This window comes from Bacillus sp. OV166, from assembly GCF_900177675.1.
Taxonomy (GTDB): domain Bacteria; phylum Bacillota; class Bacilli; order Bacillales; family Cytobacillaceae; genus Neobacillus.
Genome location: NZ_FXWM01000002.1, coordinates 44,877 through 62,732, shown reverse-complemented (window position 1 = coordinate 62,732; position 17,856 = coordinate 44,877). Strand labels below are relative to the sequence as shown.

15 protein-coding genes, 1 pseudogene and 1 riboswitch are annotated in these 17,856 nt (G+C 31.7%); of the genes and pseudogenes, 7 read left to right on the top strand and 9 right to left on the bottom strand.

The features are described from left to right. Nucleotides 1-1,365: 1,365 nt before the first annotated feature. The 5 genes from yhfH to CCK98_RS32005 all read right to left on the bottom strand — a co-directional run bounded on the left by yhfH (nucleotide 1,366) and on the right by CCK98_RS32005 (nucleotide 8,672). On the bottom strand, nucleotides 1,366-1,500 hold the full coding sequence (yhfH, locus tag CCK98_RS32025; protein ID WP_088090666.1) for a protein YhfH: 135 nt from the start codon (nucleotides 1,498-1,500) through the stop codon (nucleotides 1,366-1,368). Between the two features lie 1,623 nt (nucleotides 1,501-3,123). Next, nucleotides 3,124-3,888 (bottom strand): IS21-like element helper ATPase IstB, encoded by a 765-nt coding sequence (gene istB / locus CCK98_RS32020; protein WP_088090665.1) that lies wholly within the window; start codon nucleotides 3,886-3,888, stop codon nucleotides 3,124-3,126. After that, nucleotides 3,885-5,444, bottom strand: a complete 1,560-nt coding sequence (istA, locus tag CCK98_RS32015; RefSeq protein WP_088090664.1) for an IS21 family transposase — start codon at nucleotides 5,442-5,444, stop codon at nucleotides 3,885-3,887. The genes istB and istA overlap by 4 nt, the downstream gene beginning before the upstream one ends. Nucleotides 5,445-7,294: 1,850 nt before the next feature. Beyond that, nucleotides 7,295-7,906 carry a hypothetical protein gene (locus tag CCK98_RS32010; RefSeq protein ID WP_088090663.1) on the bottom strand — a complete coding sequence of 204 codons (612 nt, stop codon included), beginning with the start codon at nucleotides 7,904-7,906 and terminating at the stop codon, nucleotides 7,295-7,297. Then, the gene (locus CCK98_RS32005) at nucleotides 7,872-8,672 is read right to left on the bottom strand and encodes a ParA family protein (RefSeq protein ID WP_179196053.1); all 801 of its coding nucleotides are present in this window, start codon (nucleotides 8,670-8,672) and stop codon (nucleotides 7,872-7,874) included. Before CCK98_RS32005 ends, CCK98_RS32010 begins: the two co-directional genes overlap by 35 nt. A gap of 1,282 nt (nucleotides 8,673-9,954) precedes the next feature. On the opposite strand from CCK98_RS32005, the gene CCK98_RS32000 reads away from it, so the two are divergent. Further along, the gene (locus CCK98_RS32000) at nucleotides 9,955-10,479 is read left to right on the top strand and encodes a transposase (RefSeq protein ID WP_088090661.1); all 525 of its coding nucleotides are present in this window, start codon (nucleotides 9,955-9,957) and stop codon (nucleotides 10,477-10,479) included. Between the two features lie 607 nt (nucleotides 10,480-11,086). Here the strand turns inward: CCK98_RS32000 and CCK98_RS35810 are convergent. The 3 genes and pseudogenes from CCK98_RS35810 to CCK98_RS31990 form a co-directional block, all read right to left on the bottom strand. After that, a complete protein-coding gene (locus CCK98_RS35810; protein WP_179196052.1) occupies nucleotides 11,087-11,239 on the bottom strand; it encodes a hypothetical protein in 153 nt (50 codons plus the stop codon). 253 nt (nucleotides 11,240-11,492) lie between these two features. Continuing rightward, nucleotides 11,493-12,291, bottom strand: a pseudogene (locus CCK98_RS31995) (transposase); the annotation flags it as partial. Nucleotides 12,292-12,355: 64 nt separating this feature from the next. Then, complete coding sequence (locus CCK98_RS31990; protein WP_088090660.1) at nucleotides 12,356-12,814, bottom strand: MarR family winged helix-turn-helix transcriptional regulator; 459 nt, start codon at nucleotides 12,812-12,814, stop codon at nucleotides 12,356-12,358. Nucleotides 12,815-13,040: 226 nt separating this feature from the next. Further along, nucleotides 13,041-13,130: riboswitch (cyclic di-GMP riboswitch) on the top strand. A gap of 48 nt (nucleotides 13,131-13,178) precedes the next feature. Between CCK98_RS31990 and CCK98_RS31985 the strand changes: the two genes are divergently transcribed. The 6 genes from CCK98_RS31985 (at nucleotide 13,179) to CCK98_RS31965 (ending at nucleotide 16,382) form a co-directional block, all read left to right on the top strand. Then, a complete protein-coding gene (locus CCK98_RS31985) occupies nucleotides 13,179-13,364 on the top strand; it encodes a hypothetical protein (RefSeq protein WP_088090659.1) in 186 nt (61 codons plus the stop codon). A gap of 113 nt (nucleotides 13,365-13,477) precedes the next feature. After that, nucleotides 13,478-13,615 carry a hypothetical protein gene (locus CCK98_RS35805; protein WP_179196051.1) on the top strand — a complete coding sequence of 46 codons (138 nt, stop codon included), beginning with the start codon at nucleotides 13,478-13,480 and terminating at the stop codon, nucleotides 13,613-13,615. A gap of 575 nt (nucleotides 13,616-14,190) precedes the next feature. After that, nucleotides 14,191-14,826: a 50S ribosomal protein L25/general stress protein Ctc gene (locus tag CCK98_RS31980; RefSeq protein WP_088090658.1), complete on the top strand. Its 636-nt coding sequence runs from the start codon at nucleotides 14,191-14,193 to the stop codon at nucleotides 14,824-14,826. A 451-nt stretch (nucleotides 14,827-15,277) separates the two neighbouring features. Beyond that, entirely contained in the window at nucleotides 15,278-15,424 is a 147-nt protein-coding gene (locus CCK98_RS31975) for a terminase small subunit (RefSeq protein WP_179196050.1), read from the top strand. 34 nt (nucleotides 15,425-15,458) lie between these two features. Beyond that, on the top strand, nucleotides 15,459-15,671 hold the full coding sequence (locus CCK98_RS31970) for a hypothetical protein (RefSeq protein WP_088090656.1): 213 nt from the start codon (nucleotides 15,459-15,461) through the stop codon (nucleotides 15,669-15,671). A gap of 270 nt (nucleotides 15,672-15,941) precedes the next feature. Next, on the top strand, nucleotides 15,942-16,382 hold the full coding sequence (locus CCK98_RS31965) for a hypothetical protein (protein WP_306299000.1): 441 nt from the start codon (nucleotides 15,942-15,944) through the stop codon (nucleotides 16,380-16,382). A gap of 164 nt (nucleotides 16,383-16,546) precedes the next feature. Here the strand turns inward: CCK98_RS31965 and CCK98_RS31960 are convergent, their stop codons facing one another. Next, nucleotides 16,547-17,425: a processed acidic surface protein gene (locus tag CCK98_RS31960; protein ID WP_088090655.1), complete on the bottom strand. Its 879-nt coding sequence runs from the start codon at nucleotides 17,423-17,425 to the stop codon at nucleotides 16,547-16,549. Nucleotides 17,426-17,856: the final 431 nt, after the last annotated feature.

Genomic DNA, 17,856 nt, shown 5'->3' with positions numbered 1-17,856 from the left:
GATAAAAGTGTATCAAAGCAGTTAAAAAAAGCAGTCAAAGATGCAAAAAAGGCGGGCGTGAAACTGGTTAAAGTGGAAGTGCGATAAGGAATTCAAAGATTTGAGATAAACACAGGGAAAACATCTGCTAAAAGGAGGATTATTGCCCTATTCTTGATTGATTATAGAGTTGAATAAAAGATTAGATTTGAAGAGGTTGTTTAATAATAAAATAGATTCTCTTTTTCCGCATTTCCGGTTTTATTAAATATATTAGAAGGAGTTAAACCTTTGGTTCAAGTTAAAAGTGGATGTTTCAAACGTCTATAATATCGGTGTTTGGTTAAAATGACGTCATAGAATTCTCCTTCCATTCTTAACAATTTAAACAGCAGAGGTTTACAAAATAAAGAGAGAATAGGACTTTATTAAAAATATAAACTCTTTTTATCAGGGTTAATATTAAGACCTAAAAAGATTTTTTCCGGTTATTGTTACCCCTGACTTTTGAGTTTATCTTTGAGGTATCCGATTTTTCAAAAGCAGTTAGTGCAAGTCAATCCATCATGTTTAGAAAATTTTTATAGCTTTTCATGGAAAGACGTCAGTTTGTCGGATTAGGATATCCTGCTTACATCTCCAATTCAAGGTAATCGGATCTTAATTTTAAAAAAACAACAGAATTATTCACATGGAATAAATAAGCTGCTTACATTTCAATTAATTGTTTTTACCACAATGATTTTCACCCTTTGCCAGGATATTAAGGTTTTTTATGGAAATCATTTATTCGTAAAAAATTACTGTAATTTTTTATATGAAATTATATATTTGGACTTTTAAGATCAATATTGTTCGAAGTTTACAATTTGTAAACATTAAAAATAAACCTGTAGATAGAGATTGATAGTGTCATTAATGATAATATATAACAATTTTATATTTATTATTATTGTTATTGTTATTGTTATAATTAACATATATTTTATTGTCGTTATCAACATGGTTTTTTATATTGTTCTTATTTATAAAATTTCCCTTTAGATTAGTTTGGCTTCAAATTTCAATAATCCCAACCTCTAAATAATTTAATTTAACGCGGTTAATTATGTGCCTTTTTAGTTCTTATACAGGAAATCTTAATCCACTAACTTCCTTTGTTTGTGAAACAGAAAAAGGCTGCCGCACCTCTATTTACTTTATTATGTCTTCAAAATCTTTAAGTAATTGAAAAAAGTTATTTTAAATCTTTTTTGTTTGCCATAAAATCAACTCCTTATTTAAGGTTTTGCCCCACGCATATGGTTTATGTCTGCCTAATTCTCTCCAAAACATTTATTGATATAAAATTAAAAACTCCCCAGCAATGCTGGGGAGTTAACAAACTTATTCTTCTTTTTTGGATAAACAGCGATCACATTCAATCAAATAACTTTCTGCTTGTTCTTGCATATGCTGCCTGCATTCAGGACATTCCTTTTTTGGCAAATTGCGGAAAAATTCAACCGGACTAACTACCATTTAAATCTCCTCCTTTATTAATACAGTTAGCTTTTATTTATGCTGTTATAATACAGTATAAACGAAAAAGGGAATAATGAGAAGAACTTTTTTAAAAAATATGCACAATTTTTTAAAATAAGATTTTTTAATTCTTAATTTTACAATTTTCTTTTTCGGATTGTTTTAGGTTTATCCTCTTATTCTCCCCCGGTATCAATTTGCTCCACTTCCACATATAAATCTGGATCCATAGAAAGTGAGGACAAAATCTTCTTTCTTTTACTTCCAATGTTTCTTTCCAGAAGCTATATTTCAGAAATAATGATTATCTTAACCATTAACAGCACCAACATTATTATTTTTATTGTCATTAATAACATATGTTTTGATATTGGTTTTAATATGAATGTAAATGTGTTTTTTATCAGTCATGACATCTTAATTTTTATTTGACTGTTTTAGTTATACTTAATAATTGAGTAATTTGTTACCAAACTTTTTCTAGAGGGACATATTAAATAAATTCAATTTAATTATTAAGGATGGGCAACAGAAAAAAAGTAGCTTTACTCGGAAATTTGAAAAATGAATGTGTAAATCACCTTTCATCTAATTGTCTAATTTAATATATTGATAATTTCTATGTTATCTGAAACGATCTTTTATCATAATGATCCTAGATTAAAATTTCAATACATCGGGTGAATGAAGATTTTGAAGAGGAATATAAAACAATATTAACATATAAAAATACTTATAAATTAACATATATATTAATGTTAATTTCAAGGACCGTTGTGTTATATGTTTAGAACTGACTAACCATAGTAATCGATTAGTTGCTGCGATTTGTAACGATCCATGAATATTAGTTTCATCCGTTCACTATGAATGGTTGTTTGATGCGCTGAATTTGATTCATGTTAATATCGAGGAGGTTGATGACCCACTAGTTTTCGCAAGGAAAGTTAGAACAGAATATGCACTAATAGAGTTCTTTAGTTGGAAAACAGGTGGTGTGCAAACTGGTTAATACGGAGTTCGTAATGAAGCTAACAGTTCAATAAGTATATAAATATGATAAATTATATGTTAATACATGTTTTAACATATAATACAATTTTAACACTATTGTTCATTTGACCTTTTTCTAAAAACTAAGAGATAATCTAAGTTAATAACTCATACCTTCTTGAAACTGTATGAAGTTATTTTTCCTCAATAAGTCCTTACTCAATTTTCTAATTTCTTTGATAATCAGTTTAAATTCTCCCCTTTTTCTCTCTTTGCAGCTATTTTATCAACTTCCGATGATAAGTCTGAATTCATTTAAAATGAGGCAAACGAAATAAAATGGGGTGTATATGATAGAACTAACCAAGCCCAGTAAATTTAACGAATTATTTACGATAAAACTTTAATATATAATTCAATATATATCTTAAAATACATATATATTTTTTTCAGTAGGTAATAACGCTAAGGATGTTCTTTAATAGAGAAAAGAAAAAGCAACTGATTTATTCACATGAAATAAATTAGCTGCTTACATTTTCCTTATTTACCTGTTTTCGGCTTCCTTCTTTTTATTGATTTGTTATCCTATTGTAAGCGTCAAGTACATTTGAACAATTTTGCTTATTAATTTTGAACACTTTCTTCTTTAAAAATTGTCTCACGATGTTTCATCCTATAACTTGAATCGTTAAAATGAACGATTTCTGCCCGATGGATGAGCCGATCCAATATAGCTGTCGCTACCCCTACATCCCCCAGTAGTTCGGTCCACTCTTTTGGAGAGCGATTGGAAGTAAGGATTATCGATGAATTGTTATACAGGTCATTAACCAATTGGAAAAACAAATTAGCTTCCCTTGGATCCATCGCTGCGTACATTAAATCATCAATAATGACTAATTGTGATTCTTTAATTCTCTTAATCCTAGTTTGGGATTTTCTCGTAATGTCCATAGTTTTCAAGGTATGAACCAAGTCTCCCATTGCTATAAAGGAGACCCTGTAACCTCGTTTAATCGCTTCTAATCCTAAGCCAACCGCCATATGTGTTTTCCCCACACCTGGCGGTCCCAATAGAATAAGATTAAATAACTGCTCAATCCAAGCTAATTCTTTTAATTGATTAAACTGTTTTAAGCTTAGGGATTCTAGTTCATCTAAATTAAATTGCTCCAACGGAGTAATACATGGGAATGCTGCGAGTTTCAATCGTTTTTCCATGTTTTTCTCGTCTCTCATTTTTCGCTCGTACTCCACTACATTGTTCAGGAAAGCAATATAACTAAGCTGCTCCTTTTCAGCTTCTTCGAGAAGAGAAGGGAGCTTTTTTGATGTTTCCACCAACCGAAGTGAAATGAGGGAGTCTTGAAGATATTTTATCTGCTTCATTTTGTACTCTCCATGATAGTGTAATAATCTTCCAATGGACGCTGGTTTGCCTCAGTATCTGTTAGTGTTAACTCAGCGATGTCGTTATAATCTGTATCAATCTGTTGATCGCTGGCGTTTGTACTGTTCACTTGGCGTTGTCGTTTAAAGAGGGATACAACATCTTGAAAGTCATTCGCACTAAAGAGTTGCCTCTCCATACAGAGTGCTAGTGCCTCATCTATTACTTCTAATGAGCCTAATTCGATGCATTTTTTTATTAAGCTTAACTGGTCTCGTATATAACGAGGATACCTATTTCGTAACTCATTCAAGTACTTAGTAGCTTGTGATTTATTTGTAAAATGTTCACTAACGACTTCAATAAGCTCTTTTATTCCCTTCGATCTATCCCGTTGATGGGATCTATTTTGAATGAGTTTTCCTTTATCAGGGCTAATGCAATGTGTTGCCAGTATTTCCCCTGACTCCTGGACATAGATTACTAGCTTATTATCATCGGTCACATAATAAAGGACTTCTGGATACTTTTGAAATGTTCCTAACGGAACAGAGTATCTGTTCGAGAGATATAGGATTGTATTGTCCTTTCGAACACTTCTTGTTATACTATTTTTGTGAATATGATTTAGCGAGTTGACCTGTCGCATGTGTTGCTTTTCGAGGAGAAACACATCGGCGGGTCTTCTTTTTGTGCCGTTATGAATTTTGCCATTACCTGTTCTTTTTAACCATTTCTGAGACTGCTCGTTCCAGGAATCAATGTTATGAAAAATTCTATTATTAATGAAGTTATTCTTGATAAACTTAACTGCATTTTCTACTTTCCTTTTACTTTCTGGATCAGCTTTTCTACAGAGTTTAACTTCAAATTTAATTTCATTTACAAATTGTTGAAACTCTTCGGTGAGTAAAATATCTCCCTCGTTCTCAGATACAACAATTAGTCGATCCTGGTCATACAAGATCTCTTTTGAAACACCCCCAAATTCCTTAAATGCATTCCTATGAGCTGAAATTACATCCTTTGTCGTGAAAGGGCGATTTTGATATTCGACGTATTTGTATCTGGAATGTGCTAAGACAAATACAATAAAAACTAACTTAACTGGTTTACCAAATCGGTTCTTTACCGTTTTAAATCCAAAGTCTGCTTGGATTTGTTCACCCATTGGAGGATCAGGGACTGCTTGATAATCCCTAGTACTTGATTCTTTTGGAATTTGAAAATCCTCTCGAAGACACCTTACATAGCTTCTTACCGTACTTTCCCCAACTTTGAATTCAGGATATTTCTCTTTAAGCCAGTCTTGCACTTGAGCTGCAGTTAAATCTGGAAATTCTCTTAACCAATGAAGGATTAATTCCTTATGAATGTCTAACTTCTTACTTCTAGTCATTGTCGATGCCGTCCACTCTGCCATTTCCTCTGGTGATTTACGAATATACTTGTAAACCGTATTTCTTGATATATTTAGTTTCCTAGCGATAGTAGAAATACTGTATTTCTGATTGAGCATTCCTCTAATTTCAACATACATTTCAAACTTATCCACCTTTTCAATTCCTCCGCCTAATCATAGAAGTATAAAAATCTATCATAAGGTGGAGAACAATCTTAGTAAATAGTGTTCAAATTTAATTGTCGTAAACTGTTCAATTTAGTCTAGCACTTACACCTATTCATCTTCAACTTTTCATAAACACTTGGGGAATACTTACATTAGTTAAATAAGTGTGGTATTGGTTTAGCTCAAACCGATCTTCATGAATAAATTTAGTTAACACCGGTTTAAGTTCTAAGATCACTATTTTACCCCCTTGAGAAATATTACATTCTTTTGGAGATGATTATCGAAATAAAATGGGACGTTATATGATTAGAACTAACTAAGAGTTGTAAAATGCCGAATTATTTACAATAATAACATTATTATATATTTCAACATATATATTAAAATACATATATTTCTTCTGCCGTTCAGGTATAACGGTAAGGATGGATCTTTAATCGAGCGAAAAAGCAACTGAATTATTCACATGGAATAAGTTAGCTGCTTACATTTATCATATTTACTTTTATAGGTTTCTTTCTTTTAGTTGTTTTTTATCCGAATGATTTTCAACTTTTCACTTGAGAATTGTTACATTGGTAAAAATTAAGTAAGATATTGGTTTAGCTTAAATCGATCTTCATGAATAAATTTAGATAGTGGAGGTTATGTTCTAAAAACGATATTTTTACCCCCTTTTTATATCTTCCTTATCTATATGTTTCCCAATCTATTTAACTTTTATACATACAAATTAATAAAATATTTTATTGAAAAGTACGTATTTAAAATTTTCATAGCATCCGAAGATTCCTTAGTTATAATGCTACGAAGTATGTTACTTTAATGAATTATATCGACACGACACTTTTAGGACACGGTTGTTTAAAGGGTATACATTAAAATAAACTACCCCTATAGAAAGAAACGCAAAAGATATAAGACCTAAACGAAGAACAACAATAAGAAAAGACCCCTCATGATACAAAGGATACTGTCTCCGGTGATAAAAAATATAGTGGCAAGTAATTTTCGTCTATTATAGGCATCTGGAAATCCCTCTATGTAAACCGTCCATAATTTGACGATTTTCTTTTTTTTTCAAAAATCCTATTCCTTTATTTCCGTACAATTCCATATGGGGAAACCCAGGCTTTTCATTTCTTAAGCAATGTGCTGTTCTGTTACAGGTTGATCATTCACAGCTATTAGATCAAATATATCGTTAGATTTTCCCGCCGTTACTGGAATAATCCCTAATACATAGTGTGTTGTCCGTTAGTACCGCTAAAAGTACACTTGATAGTTCTTTTTTCTCTGCTATAATTTCTAATTTTTAACTCGCTTTAACTCCAAGCTAATAAAACAACAAAATTAATGTTATTATCTTTTTTGTTGTTTTTGATATTTATAATATATATGATAATGTTATGAATAACATATGTTACAGCTATTATTAGCGTTTTGTTGTTTTTATGATTACATAATGCTTTTAAATCTAAGGTAGTACTTTCGCGACTTGTATTTGGTAAAACCAAGCACGATTGCTTCTAAGCAAAATGTTTGGTACTACAATGTTTCTTTTTGAAGAAAGTTATTTTATTGAGGAAATTGAAACTACTAGATCATTTTATGGTACCAGTTATTTTTAATTTATAGGAGGAATAAAGGAGTGTTTACAAATGCGAGGTTTTTTAGAGTAAAAAAAGCTAGACCTATTTATTTTTGTGAATAGGTCTAGCTTTTTATTGCTATCAATGTGAAAGTTTAGCTTAAGAGAAATAGTTTCCGGGAAACGGCTCACTTTTTTAAAACTGAGTTAGGTTAAATGCAATATAAAGGTGATTCGAAAGTTATTTTTTTTCAATAACACCGTACTCTTCTAACAATTTTCTTATTCCCATGTTAATTAGTTTGGATTTATCCCCTTTTTCTCCTCTGGAAGCGATTTTGTCCACTTCCACAGCTAAGTCTGGATCCATATAAAAGGAGGTAAAAACCTTCTTGTTTTTTCTCTTCGTAGGTTTCTTTCCGGAAGCTAAATCTCGGAGATAATCATTGTCTTCATCATTATCAACAACAATATTTTTGCTTTTATTGTCATTAATAACATATGTTTTATCTATATCATTAATATCATCATTTTTGCTATTGTTATTTTTATTGAAGTTCTTGTTTTCATCAACATTAATAACTTTGTTTTCGTCTTCATCATTATCAACAACAATGTTTTTGCTTTTATTGTCATCAATAACATATGTTTTATCATTATCATTAATATCAACATCTTTATTAATGTTATTTTTATTAACGTTTTTGTTTTCATCAACATTAATAACTTTGTTTTCGTGTTCATTGTTATCTACCTTGCTAGTGCCATCTTCATTTGTATCATATGAATTAAAGAACGCTTGGGTAGGATTAGGCTTTTTAATTCGATCCTTGAGGCTGTTTTTGGCTGACACGTTCTTTCAACTCCTCTACAAAGGGATAGTAATATTCTAGGGCGTTTCTTAATTCTGCATTTCCTTCAAAACCTTCGATTGCTAAACGCCTAGTAGAAGCTTTTCTTTTTATGATCGTATTGAATTTTAAATTAGGGTAATCCTCCTCAATAGCTTCTAACATTACTTCATTTTCTTTGGCTCTTGAATCAATTAAAGAGAATAGGATACCTGCTGTTTTTAATGAAGGGTTATAGCGCTCTTTGGCTCCTTCTATAATTTCCAAAAATTTTGGAATGGCATAATAAGCAAACATAGAACCATCAAACATGACTACAGCGAAACTTCCAGCTTCTGAATATGTACTAAGAGGCATTACCGTTTGCTCTGAGAGTGCTGGAGGCGTATCAATAATGATCCAATCATAATCTTCCATTACCGGCTCTAATGCTTTCTGCAAAGCATCCAATCTGAGATGTTTTTCAAACATTTTTCTAGGCAGAGTAGCAAGGAAATCGTTTGAGGGAATCAGATCGAGATTTTCTTTGATTTTGATAATATAAGACCTAGCATCTTCTTCCAATATGGCCTCAAGAACGGTCTTTTCCTCAAACGCATTGCATATGTCATATTCGCCTGTTAGGAAACTAGTTAAATTTCCTTGACCGTCCATGTCAATGGCCAAAACCTTTTCATCTTTACTTAAGAGAAAAGAAGTGATGCCGCTGCTAGTCGACTTTGAGCAGCCGCCTTTACTGATTCCAAACGTTATTATTTTTGCTGTCAACACTTTCACCTCTATCTATGTATATTTTGTTATATATTAAATCTTTAACTATTTTAGCATGATTGTACTAATATAAAAAGATGCTATTAACAACATTATATTTTATGTTATTACATAATTTGATAGAGTTTGCAAAACATATGTCAATATATATATTAAAATATGTATTATTAATGGGCCATAATTTTTATAGCCGATAATATTTAAATAAATATATTCTCTTGCTAACAAGAAATAATTCTACTTTTAAGGAACTTCACCTAGTAAATTGGATGTCAGAAATGATTTTTTTAATTAAGTTCATTAATAAGAGATAATTATATATGTTAACTTATATTATGTTGTATAAATTGTTTTTATCTTTATTGGTGAATACAAACGATATTAACTAAAAAATTTTGAGATAGCGAGTATAAAGGTTTAATTTGAGGTACATAATAATAAAACACCTGGTTGGATAATAATATATTCTATTAATATATTTAAAACATATGTCATTATATATATTATTGCATATTGTATCAATGGTAATTTTTTTGATTTTATTCATTAAAGATTAATATAGAACACTATTTTAGTCTTTAGAAAGGATTATTTTAATAGTTTCCAATATATCCATTAATGATTAGAATGGTAATCATTATCACATTTAGGGAGAAACACATATATTCTGAAAATGAATTTAAAGTATATGTTAATTTATATGATGTAAAGTGTTTTAAAAATAAATTAAATTTAATTTCGTTGAGGATATGGTCATTTCTATATCTAATTATTTTGAGAGATAAATCTAATAAATAAAATACCTATAAATCGTTTTTAAATGAAAAGATAGTGAAGAACACCTTCTGTATTCGGGATAAAATAAATATTTTAATAATAACTTTAAAGTATATGTTAATACATATGTTATTAAATATTTCATGATATGATTTATCTTTATTTTCATTGAAAATAAAGATAAATCTGTTAAAGTTTACATCAATATATGCAAGGATTTAAAGTGGATCTCCTATATTTGAGATAAAATAAATATTGGATAATATTTTTAAAAACATATGTTGATATATATATTATAATATAAGATAGTAATATTTTTAGTAATTAATTTATCATATATATTAATATATATGATAAATGGATTTCCAATTCTATAATTTAGAAATGATTCGAGTAAACAATATATAAATTAGCAAATACGATTAATATATATGTCATTATATATGTTGAATAATAGTTTAGTGTTGTTTCTATCAATTAATTCAATTCATAATTCAACAATATATCTATAGATACAATTGTTGTTAGTTGCGCTCTTCAAAGTGAACACGCTCCTGTTATTCAAGCACTTCAAACATTAAGAGGAGTTGTTGCAGAAGTAACTGCCGTTACCTTAGTAGCTGAAATTGGACAATTCTCTCGCTTTTCAAATCCTAGACAACTAATGTCATATGCTGGTCTCGTCCCGAAAGAATATTCCAGTGGGTCAAGTCGTTGGCAAGGTTCGATTACCAAAACCGGAAACTCTCAAATTCGTCGTTCCATAGTAGAAGTTTGTTGGTCTTATCGTCACCAACCATCTCTTAAAGGTGAATTGCTTAAACGTCAAGAAAATCAAGATCCAGAGGCAAAACGTATTGCTTGGAAGGCTCAACACCGTCTTCATATGAAATATCATCGCATCTCTTCTAAAGGAAAAGGTGGAAAAGTAGCTGTTGTTGCTGTCGCTAGAGAATTACTAGGCTTTATTTGGGCTATTGCTTGTTCTATTGAGGAGAAACAAATAAGTGAATTTAATGTTGCTTAAGTAGATTGAAAGTAAGTCATAGATGAAATTTATTGAGTAGTAACTTTTTGATTGAAAATTGAAGATTTGGCTCGAAGGCAAACTTCCGGGAAGGAGAACCCTCATGTTCAACTATGCACTAGGTTTAAAGACTGAACGTGCGCCGTTAGTCCGAGGCAGCTCCGTGGCGAGCATTTAGTATGCGAAATGATTTACCAGCAAAAATGTCTATTTTTATGAAAGACATTTTTGAATATTCCCATAAAGGTGCAAAAATAATGATTTAAAATGGTTGGATGGAAGAACGAAAGCAAATAATTAAAAAGTAAAAGCCCTAAAACACTTGAGATATAAATTTTCCACTAGTGTTTTTTAATCAAATTCTTCTTATTTTATTATGTAACGAATGCGATTCTTCAAGATGAAGGTCGCCTTTTTCTTATTTCACAAGAAAGATTGTGAATTATTACACTTAAACTATCGGGGGCGTTAGCTCAAGAACGGTTTTGCTGCTTCGGCAGCCTTTTTTCGTTGTTCCACTAACGGGGCAGTTTAGTAGAAGAAGAAAGATGAAAATCCATCTCTCTTTTATGTCACATAGGACCCATATTGCGTACTACACTCCATTCTAAAAATCATAGTCATTTGAAAGCATTATAGCGTCATTTAATTGAAGAATTTCCTTTAAAATTTCTTCCTTTAAGGTTTCATTTTTACATTTGTATAATTCATCAATTAGTCGACCTATTTCTTCCGATAAAATCAGTTTTATATCATTCATGAATATATCCTTTCTAATAGGACAGATATTTATTTATTAAAATTATAAGTTTAAGGGTCTCGATAGTAAAATATTAATAGGAACAAAGTTCAAAAAAATTGCTAGTTTAATTGGTAAAACGGTTGATATAGGAAACCAGGGTTAGTAGCACAACCACATAAAATGTGGGTTTTTTTTTTTGAATCAATTTCATAATGTAAGCTTTTAAAAATTGTTAGACCTACAGAATTTTGATTTTGTTATTTTTTCGCAATTATGCCACTTGATTTTGAGACTTTGCCAGTACCGATAGTCGATCACAAGCTAACTTTAATGCGTTATAAACAAGATGAACCAAATCAAAGTGAACCTTCGCCCGTTTTCCTGTCCGATAACGAACTTGGTTCAATTGGAAATACTCCTTCAAATAGGCGATGACTCGTTCGACTGCAGTTCTCTGCTTATAGATGTTTTTCCATTTCTGATAACCACGAGCTGGTGCAGTATAACGGCGTAAATCAGTTGTGATTTTTACTTTATACACCTTTTGACAGAGGGAATCCTTTGCCAATGGGCAATCACTACATTATTTCGGCCGTGTATACTTTAATGTTTCATACTTTGCGTCAAAACTATCGTACCGGTAAGAATGTTCCCGTACACAAGTCGGAGCGAAATGTTTATCAAATCCAATGGGATTTCTTGCTATAAGCAATCACAGATTGTGCATTCATTCGATAGATTTGTTCATAGATCGGAACATAATCATAACCAGCGTCTAATGTGCTAAATCTGATAATGAGAGGGAATTTTTCTTGGATCCCTTTTAAACGGGGGGGCGCTGCTTTCCCGTCATTAAGATTTCCTGACGAAAACAATGATTGTAGGATATATTGACTTTTTGTTCCTACAGCTAAATGTCCTTTGTAGCCGAACCAATACGCATTTTTTCCTTCGCTATTCTTCTTAATTCCCCACTTTTGATCAATGGGGATGAGGGTACGAAGGTCATCAAGAGAAACATCTAATTGTGTTTCAATAGGCTTTTCGTAAAGAGGAAGATTAGCTGGTTTAGTTTAAGTACAAGTTGTCACAAACTTGTTTATATCAATAGAAATTCTGTTTATTTTATAAATTTTAACCTTCGTATAATTCAATAGATTCTTGTAAATTTATTAGCGTTTTTAACAAATCATTATATTTTTCCTTGCCCATACAATTTTCAACTTTTTCTTGTATTTGTAACCAAATAGGCGTTGCTTCGTCTAATTTGACAAGACCTACATCGGTTATCGAAATAGATTTTGTTCTTGAATCATTTTTATCTTTAGTAATGTTAACATAGCCACTTTTCTTTAGAATATTTATATTACGAGTAATAGTAGTTTGGTCAAGTAACATAATCTCGCCTAGCTTGCTAATTGAAATTTCTTTATGACGGGCAATGTTTACTAACATAAAGTATTGGGTGACTTTTAAGCCAGTAGGTTGCATTTGTTTTTCATATGCTTGAGTAACAATTCTTGCTGCTTTTCTAAGGTTCGCACTGGCACAAAATTGTATAATATAATCCATCTCATTGTGTTTGTTATTCATAAAGCAGTTCTCCTTTCGAATCCAACCAAATTTAATAAGTCGTTCACGGTATTGTCATTAAAGAGGCATCCAATATTAGATTGGTAATTATTTCTTGACGGATAATATGTTTACTAATATCATTATATATGTATATACATGAATTTAAAAAGAGAAGAAAAAACATTTTTTATAGTGCGTTAATATCAGTAAATATTATCTATAATACTAGTATAATCCATAAATTGTACGATAAAGGCAAAATCATTGAAAAATGATGACGCAAAACTATAGGGGCTAAAATCATGTTGGATGATTATGCCCGCCAGTTACCGAATACAGGTCTCTTACGATTTATGAATAAAATTTGAAGGGGACATATATAATGGACACGCAAATAGTAACAATTAGTTGGAAGGATGACTTTGAAGAAGAACATTTATTAATAGAAGGTAAAGGTGATGTAGTCTTCCACGTGATTACAAAAAGATATATTGAAGATGGTGATTCATATGTTCGTATATTATCGAGAAAAGCAATTCTGGAATTTGCTAAACAAATACAGAAATAAGAAAAATGATTAAGTTCCGCCTTTAGAGTTTTTATGCAATTGAAGAGAATGTATTTCTTAAACTAACGGGTGCTTTATTTTAACAAGTGTGATGTTCTAAGAAGGCCTCAAGAATGTTGATAAACCCACCAACATCCATTGTGTTGTCAATTACAGTCCACACATATCGAATGCAGGAACATTCTAGTGGTAAGTTGGTGGCATGGTGGTGGCAAAATCCAACATCCTGCCACCAATTTAATCTGCCTTAACCTAATTAAACGGAAACTGTAGCCTATTAAATCAGGCATTTCATAACAAAACTGTTATAATCAGATTCGTTTTACTTCCTTGACAGGGAAGGGGTCGAGGGTTCGAATCCCCCACAGGTCATCAAACAAAGCCTTGGTAACGTTGAGTTATCAAGGCTTTTTCTATTATTATAGGGTTTTCAATTTAATTTGAAGGAAGAGTTGAATGAATCTAAATTGGAACCTAAGCATTATTTCAAATTATCCCTTTCCTCATTATTTAACAGATCGGTTTATGATTCCTTCAGGAAAGAAATGCCAAAATCACAGTGAGTACGATACCCACTGCTGCCAATAAAGGTAATTTAACATTTAAATACGAACAGTGATAGGCACTGTTCGTAATCATGACTAATTGAAGTTCTTCAAGATTCAAATATTATATAGTACAAAATATTTGCTAAAAGGGCAAGTTTTTTTTATAATATAGAGGCTTAAAAAAACTATTAATAGTTTTACAGTTAGACATTCCTATATTAGGTCGTAATTTTATACTTATGTCTAAAATTCTTATGGATCAGGAAGAGGGAAAGTCTATGACTAGCACGTTAGTAGCAAAAGAACGTAAGGAAATCCAGAATTCAGGTTTAACTCAATTAAGAAAACAGGGGAATATCCCATCAGTTGTCTACGGGAAAAATGAAGAGAGCAAAACGATTGTTGTAAAAAATGTAGATTTAATCAGAATCATTAAGGAAGTAGGAAGAAATGGAATTATTTCTTTAGATGTTAATGGAAATTCACAGGATGTAATACTTGCAGATTATCAATATGACCCGATAAAGCGGGATATTCTTCATGCAGATTTTTTATATATTAATAGTTCTACTGAGATACATGCCCAGGTGCATGTTGCCTTGACGGGAACTTCAAAAGGTGTTGAAGATGGAGGAATTCTCCAACAGTCTCTTCACGAGTTAAACATAACAGCAAAACCTAGAGAAATCCCTGAAACAATTGAAGTTGATATTTCCAATATTCAGGTAAACCAAACGATTAAAATAGGTGAGATTAGAAATTACTATAGCAATATTACAATTAACCAAGAAGATGAAGAGGTAATTGTTTCAGTACTTGCTCCAAGACAGGAAGAGGAAATCAGTACAGGTGAACAACAGGATGGAAAAACCTCTGAAAACGAAGAGGGAAGAGAAACAAAAGCTTCTAATTAATCCGATGCCCAATAAAGTAAGTATATTTTAAATAAGATATAAAAGATGTAACCTTTAAGGTTACGTCTTTTTTTTGATTGTAAAAGACTTCTATTAATAATTAGTTAGAGTTGTGAGAGTAGCCAAATACAAGGCCGGTCTTTTTATCCCAGATTAAAAACCACCCTGGTGTAAAATTGTATTACACACTCGCTGACCTTGTTAGCCGGTTGAAATGTTTCTGCAGACGACACATGTGGAGTGCTGTTCACTACTGGTATTAAAAGACAAATAAATGAATTTGGCCGTGTGTGTAAAAAAGTCTCTCTGATTTTCAGGGAGGCTTATATTTTTTCTTTAATGGTTATTTGTCTTTATTCAGTCAGAAATATTTTTATGTGCTCTTGTGATAAATAAACATAGGAACGCGTGTTCTTTTAATAGAAATATGACAGTGGGGAGGGTGTTACTAATGGGTGAGTTAAATATAAAGCAAAAGAAATTCGCGGACTATTACATTGAAACAGGCAATGCTACAGCCAGTTATTTGAGAGCGGGTTATGAATCCGAAGGAAAATGCTGCCGAAGTAAACGCCAGCCGCCTGCTAGGAAATGCTAAGGTTTTGGAGTATATTATTGAGCGGAATGAATAGTTGGATGTGGAATTAATTGCGGATATTACGGAAACAAAGCGGTATTGGACGGAAATTATGAGGGATGGAAATGCGGATATGAAGGACCGGTTAAAAGCATCGGAATTCATTGCCAAAACGAATGGGGCATTTGTAGAGAAAAAGGAATTGCAAGGTGGATTCAACAGTAAAATTGAGTTCTCATTTGTAGATCCATCCGTAGAAGATAATTAAGGGGAGATATCGAGCTTGTTGTTATTTAATTCAGCCTAGCAATAATTGCTGAGCTTTTTGTTGAAATAAGTACAATTGGCGCAACAGTAATTGGAATGGTTGTTGCCTCACGTGTACGACTTTTCAAACATGAGGATGAGACTTTAAGGTATAAAGAAAAAATATTGTGAAGAAATGTACTTAAACTAATGAAGCAGGTTAGTTGAAGAAGACCTTGAGTATGATAATTACTTAATAAGGATATTGTAAGAAGAAAAAGGAAAAATAATAATGATTGGACTTTTTATCGCAATTATCATATTTAATGTGCTTGCTTTCAAAACTAATAAGAATTTATCGGCAAAACAAATTGCTCATATCTGGTCATTTACAACTGCATTTCAAATGTCTTTAGATGCTTACATAGATTTGAAATATCATGCATACTGGTATTTTACAAAAAATGTGGATTGGGCAGCATTACCAGCCAATACTATGTTACTTCCACCTGTAAATATGATGTTTTTGAATTGGTATCCTTTTAAAAGTTCCTTAATTAAACAAATACGTTATTTTATCTATTGGGAAGTATGTTTGTTAACCTATGAATCCATCACCCTATTGCCCGAACCTTGGGGATATTTTCATTACGGATGGTGGAATTTGGATATTCAGCAATTATTAATCCTATCTTGCTTGTTATTTTATTGGTTTATTACAAGAGGTTTGTAAACTAGAATAGCATGCATGTTAAACTAAAGGGTGCTTTAATTGAATAGAATCTACCTAAATTCAATTAATCCAGGAGAAAAATAAAGCCCATCTCATTTTAAATGAGATGGGCAAAAAGGGCTGTTTATTCTAAATCAAGTTGAGAAATAAAATGACCAGTTTGTTTATTTTAAACCTTTTTGAGCATCTTCATATTTCTCTTCATGCATATGATCTACATAATCATCTGAAATCTCACCTAAATGAATCATGTCTTCCCCATCTACAATAGCTTCCATTGATTCAAAAAACTCTCTAGGGATGTTAAAATCGATGAGAAGTTCCCCAGAAGTACTATAGACATTGCCAGATAAATTACCTGGAGGTTCTTTCATTTTTAGTAAATTCTTTAATGTTACAGCCTGACCGTCAGCTTTCAAGTTCACTTTAACTTCATACAGTGCAATGGTTTGCTCTAATATTCGAACCAGCTCATCCAGGTCTTCAGCGCTTAATTGGGAAGGATCTTCTACATTCATTAAATTTTCCCACAGTGTATCGTTTGTTGCCATTTGGTCTAGTTGGTCTTTATTTTTTTCTTCTACTTCCGCTAAATAGTTGAAAAATCTCTCTGCTTCTGCTTCTGTTATGCCCAAATCCGATAATGCTTTTTCAACTTCCGCCATATCTTTATCGGCATTAATATAAAATTCAACTGTCGCATCCATATCCTCGATAAACTTATATTCATTTACGGAGTCTCCAAAATGATCCATTAAGTCATTTAGTTCTTTTTCAGTCAGACCATATTTTATTAATAAATCCTGAAAATTATTCGAGTTAATAGGGGTACCCAGGACTTCTTTTAGGTCTTCCACTGTATTATAATCATTTAAAGGAATTTCGTAGTAATCAACATAATCCAGAAATTCTTGTTTAGTCCATCCGATTTCGGCTAAATACTGGTTTAATTCATTTTCAGGCGGTGCTGCTTGTGCCGAGGGAACATTGAACAGGAATGGGATCGTAAGCAAGCATATAAGCATAGCTTTTATATAGACCATTAGTACCCTCCTTTATATTTGGTGCATTAATAATTTACCCTTTTTGAACCTTATTAGAAATGCAATTAATTCCTACACTATGGGGCTTTATATAAAAAATATGTCACAAGGATATTCCCTTAATTTGTCTAATACACTTGGTATCAACTGATCGTAATATATGCAAAAATACATATGGAAACAAGAAGAATTACAATGAAATAGGCAAAGACGTCGCAAAGATATTGGATAAAGTAACTTTTCTTGGTTATTGCGATAAATTTATACCCTTGTCTCCTGAGAAGGGCTTTCTGTTGCTAATTTTAAGGTTTACTAAAGAGGATTATGCTGTTTATTCAACTAAAGGAGCAGGTTAGTACAAGAAGAGAAACGGCTCTTTAAAACGCATTTGACTCAAAATGTAAAATAGGAAGGATGATTGTTTTGACTAA

Excerpts from the sequence above, each read along its gene's own strand:
- yhfH (WP_088090666.1), bottom strand. The coding sequence starts at position 1,500 with ATGGTAGTTAGTCCGGTTGAATTTTTCCGCAATTTGCCAAAAAAGGAA.
- istB (WP_088090665.1), bottom strand. The coding sequence starts at position 3,888 with ATGAAGCAGATAAAATATCTTCAAGACTCCCTCATTTCACTTCGGTTG.
- CCK98_RS35810 (WP_179196052.1), bottom strand. The coding sequence starts at position 11,239 with ATGAATGATATAAAACTGATTTTATCGGAAGAAATAGGTCGACTAATT.
- CCK98_RS31990 (WP_088090660.1), bottom strand. The coding sequence starts at position 12,814 with ATGAATAACAAACACAATGAGATGGATTATATTATACAATTTTGTGCC.
- CCK98_RS31985 (WP_088090659.1), top strand. The coding sequence starts at position 13,179 with ATGGACACGCAAATAGTAACAATTAGTTGGAAGGATGACTTTGAAGAA.
- CCK98_RS35805 (WP_179196051.1), top strand. The coding sequence starts at position 13,478 with ATGTTGATAAACCCACCAACATCCATTGTGTTGTCAATTACAGTCCAC.
- CCK98_RS31980 (WP_088090658.1), top strand. The coding sequence starts at position 14,191 with ATGACTAGCACGTTAGTAGCAAAAGAACGTAAGGAAATCCAGAATTCA.
- CCK98_RS31975 (WP_179196050.1), top strand. The coding sequence starts at position 15,278 with ATGGGTGAGTTAAATATAAAGCAAAAGAAATTCGCGGACTATTACATT.
- CCK98_RS31965 (WP_306299000.1), top strand. The coding sequence starts at position 15,942 with ATGATTGGACTTTTTATCGCAATTATCATATTTAATGTGCTTGCTTTC.
- CCK98_RS31960 (WP_088090655.1), bottom strand. The coding sequence starts at position 17,425 with ATGGTCTATATAAAAGCTATGCTTATATGCTTGCTTACGATCCCATTC.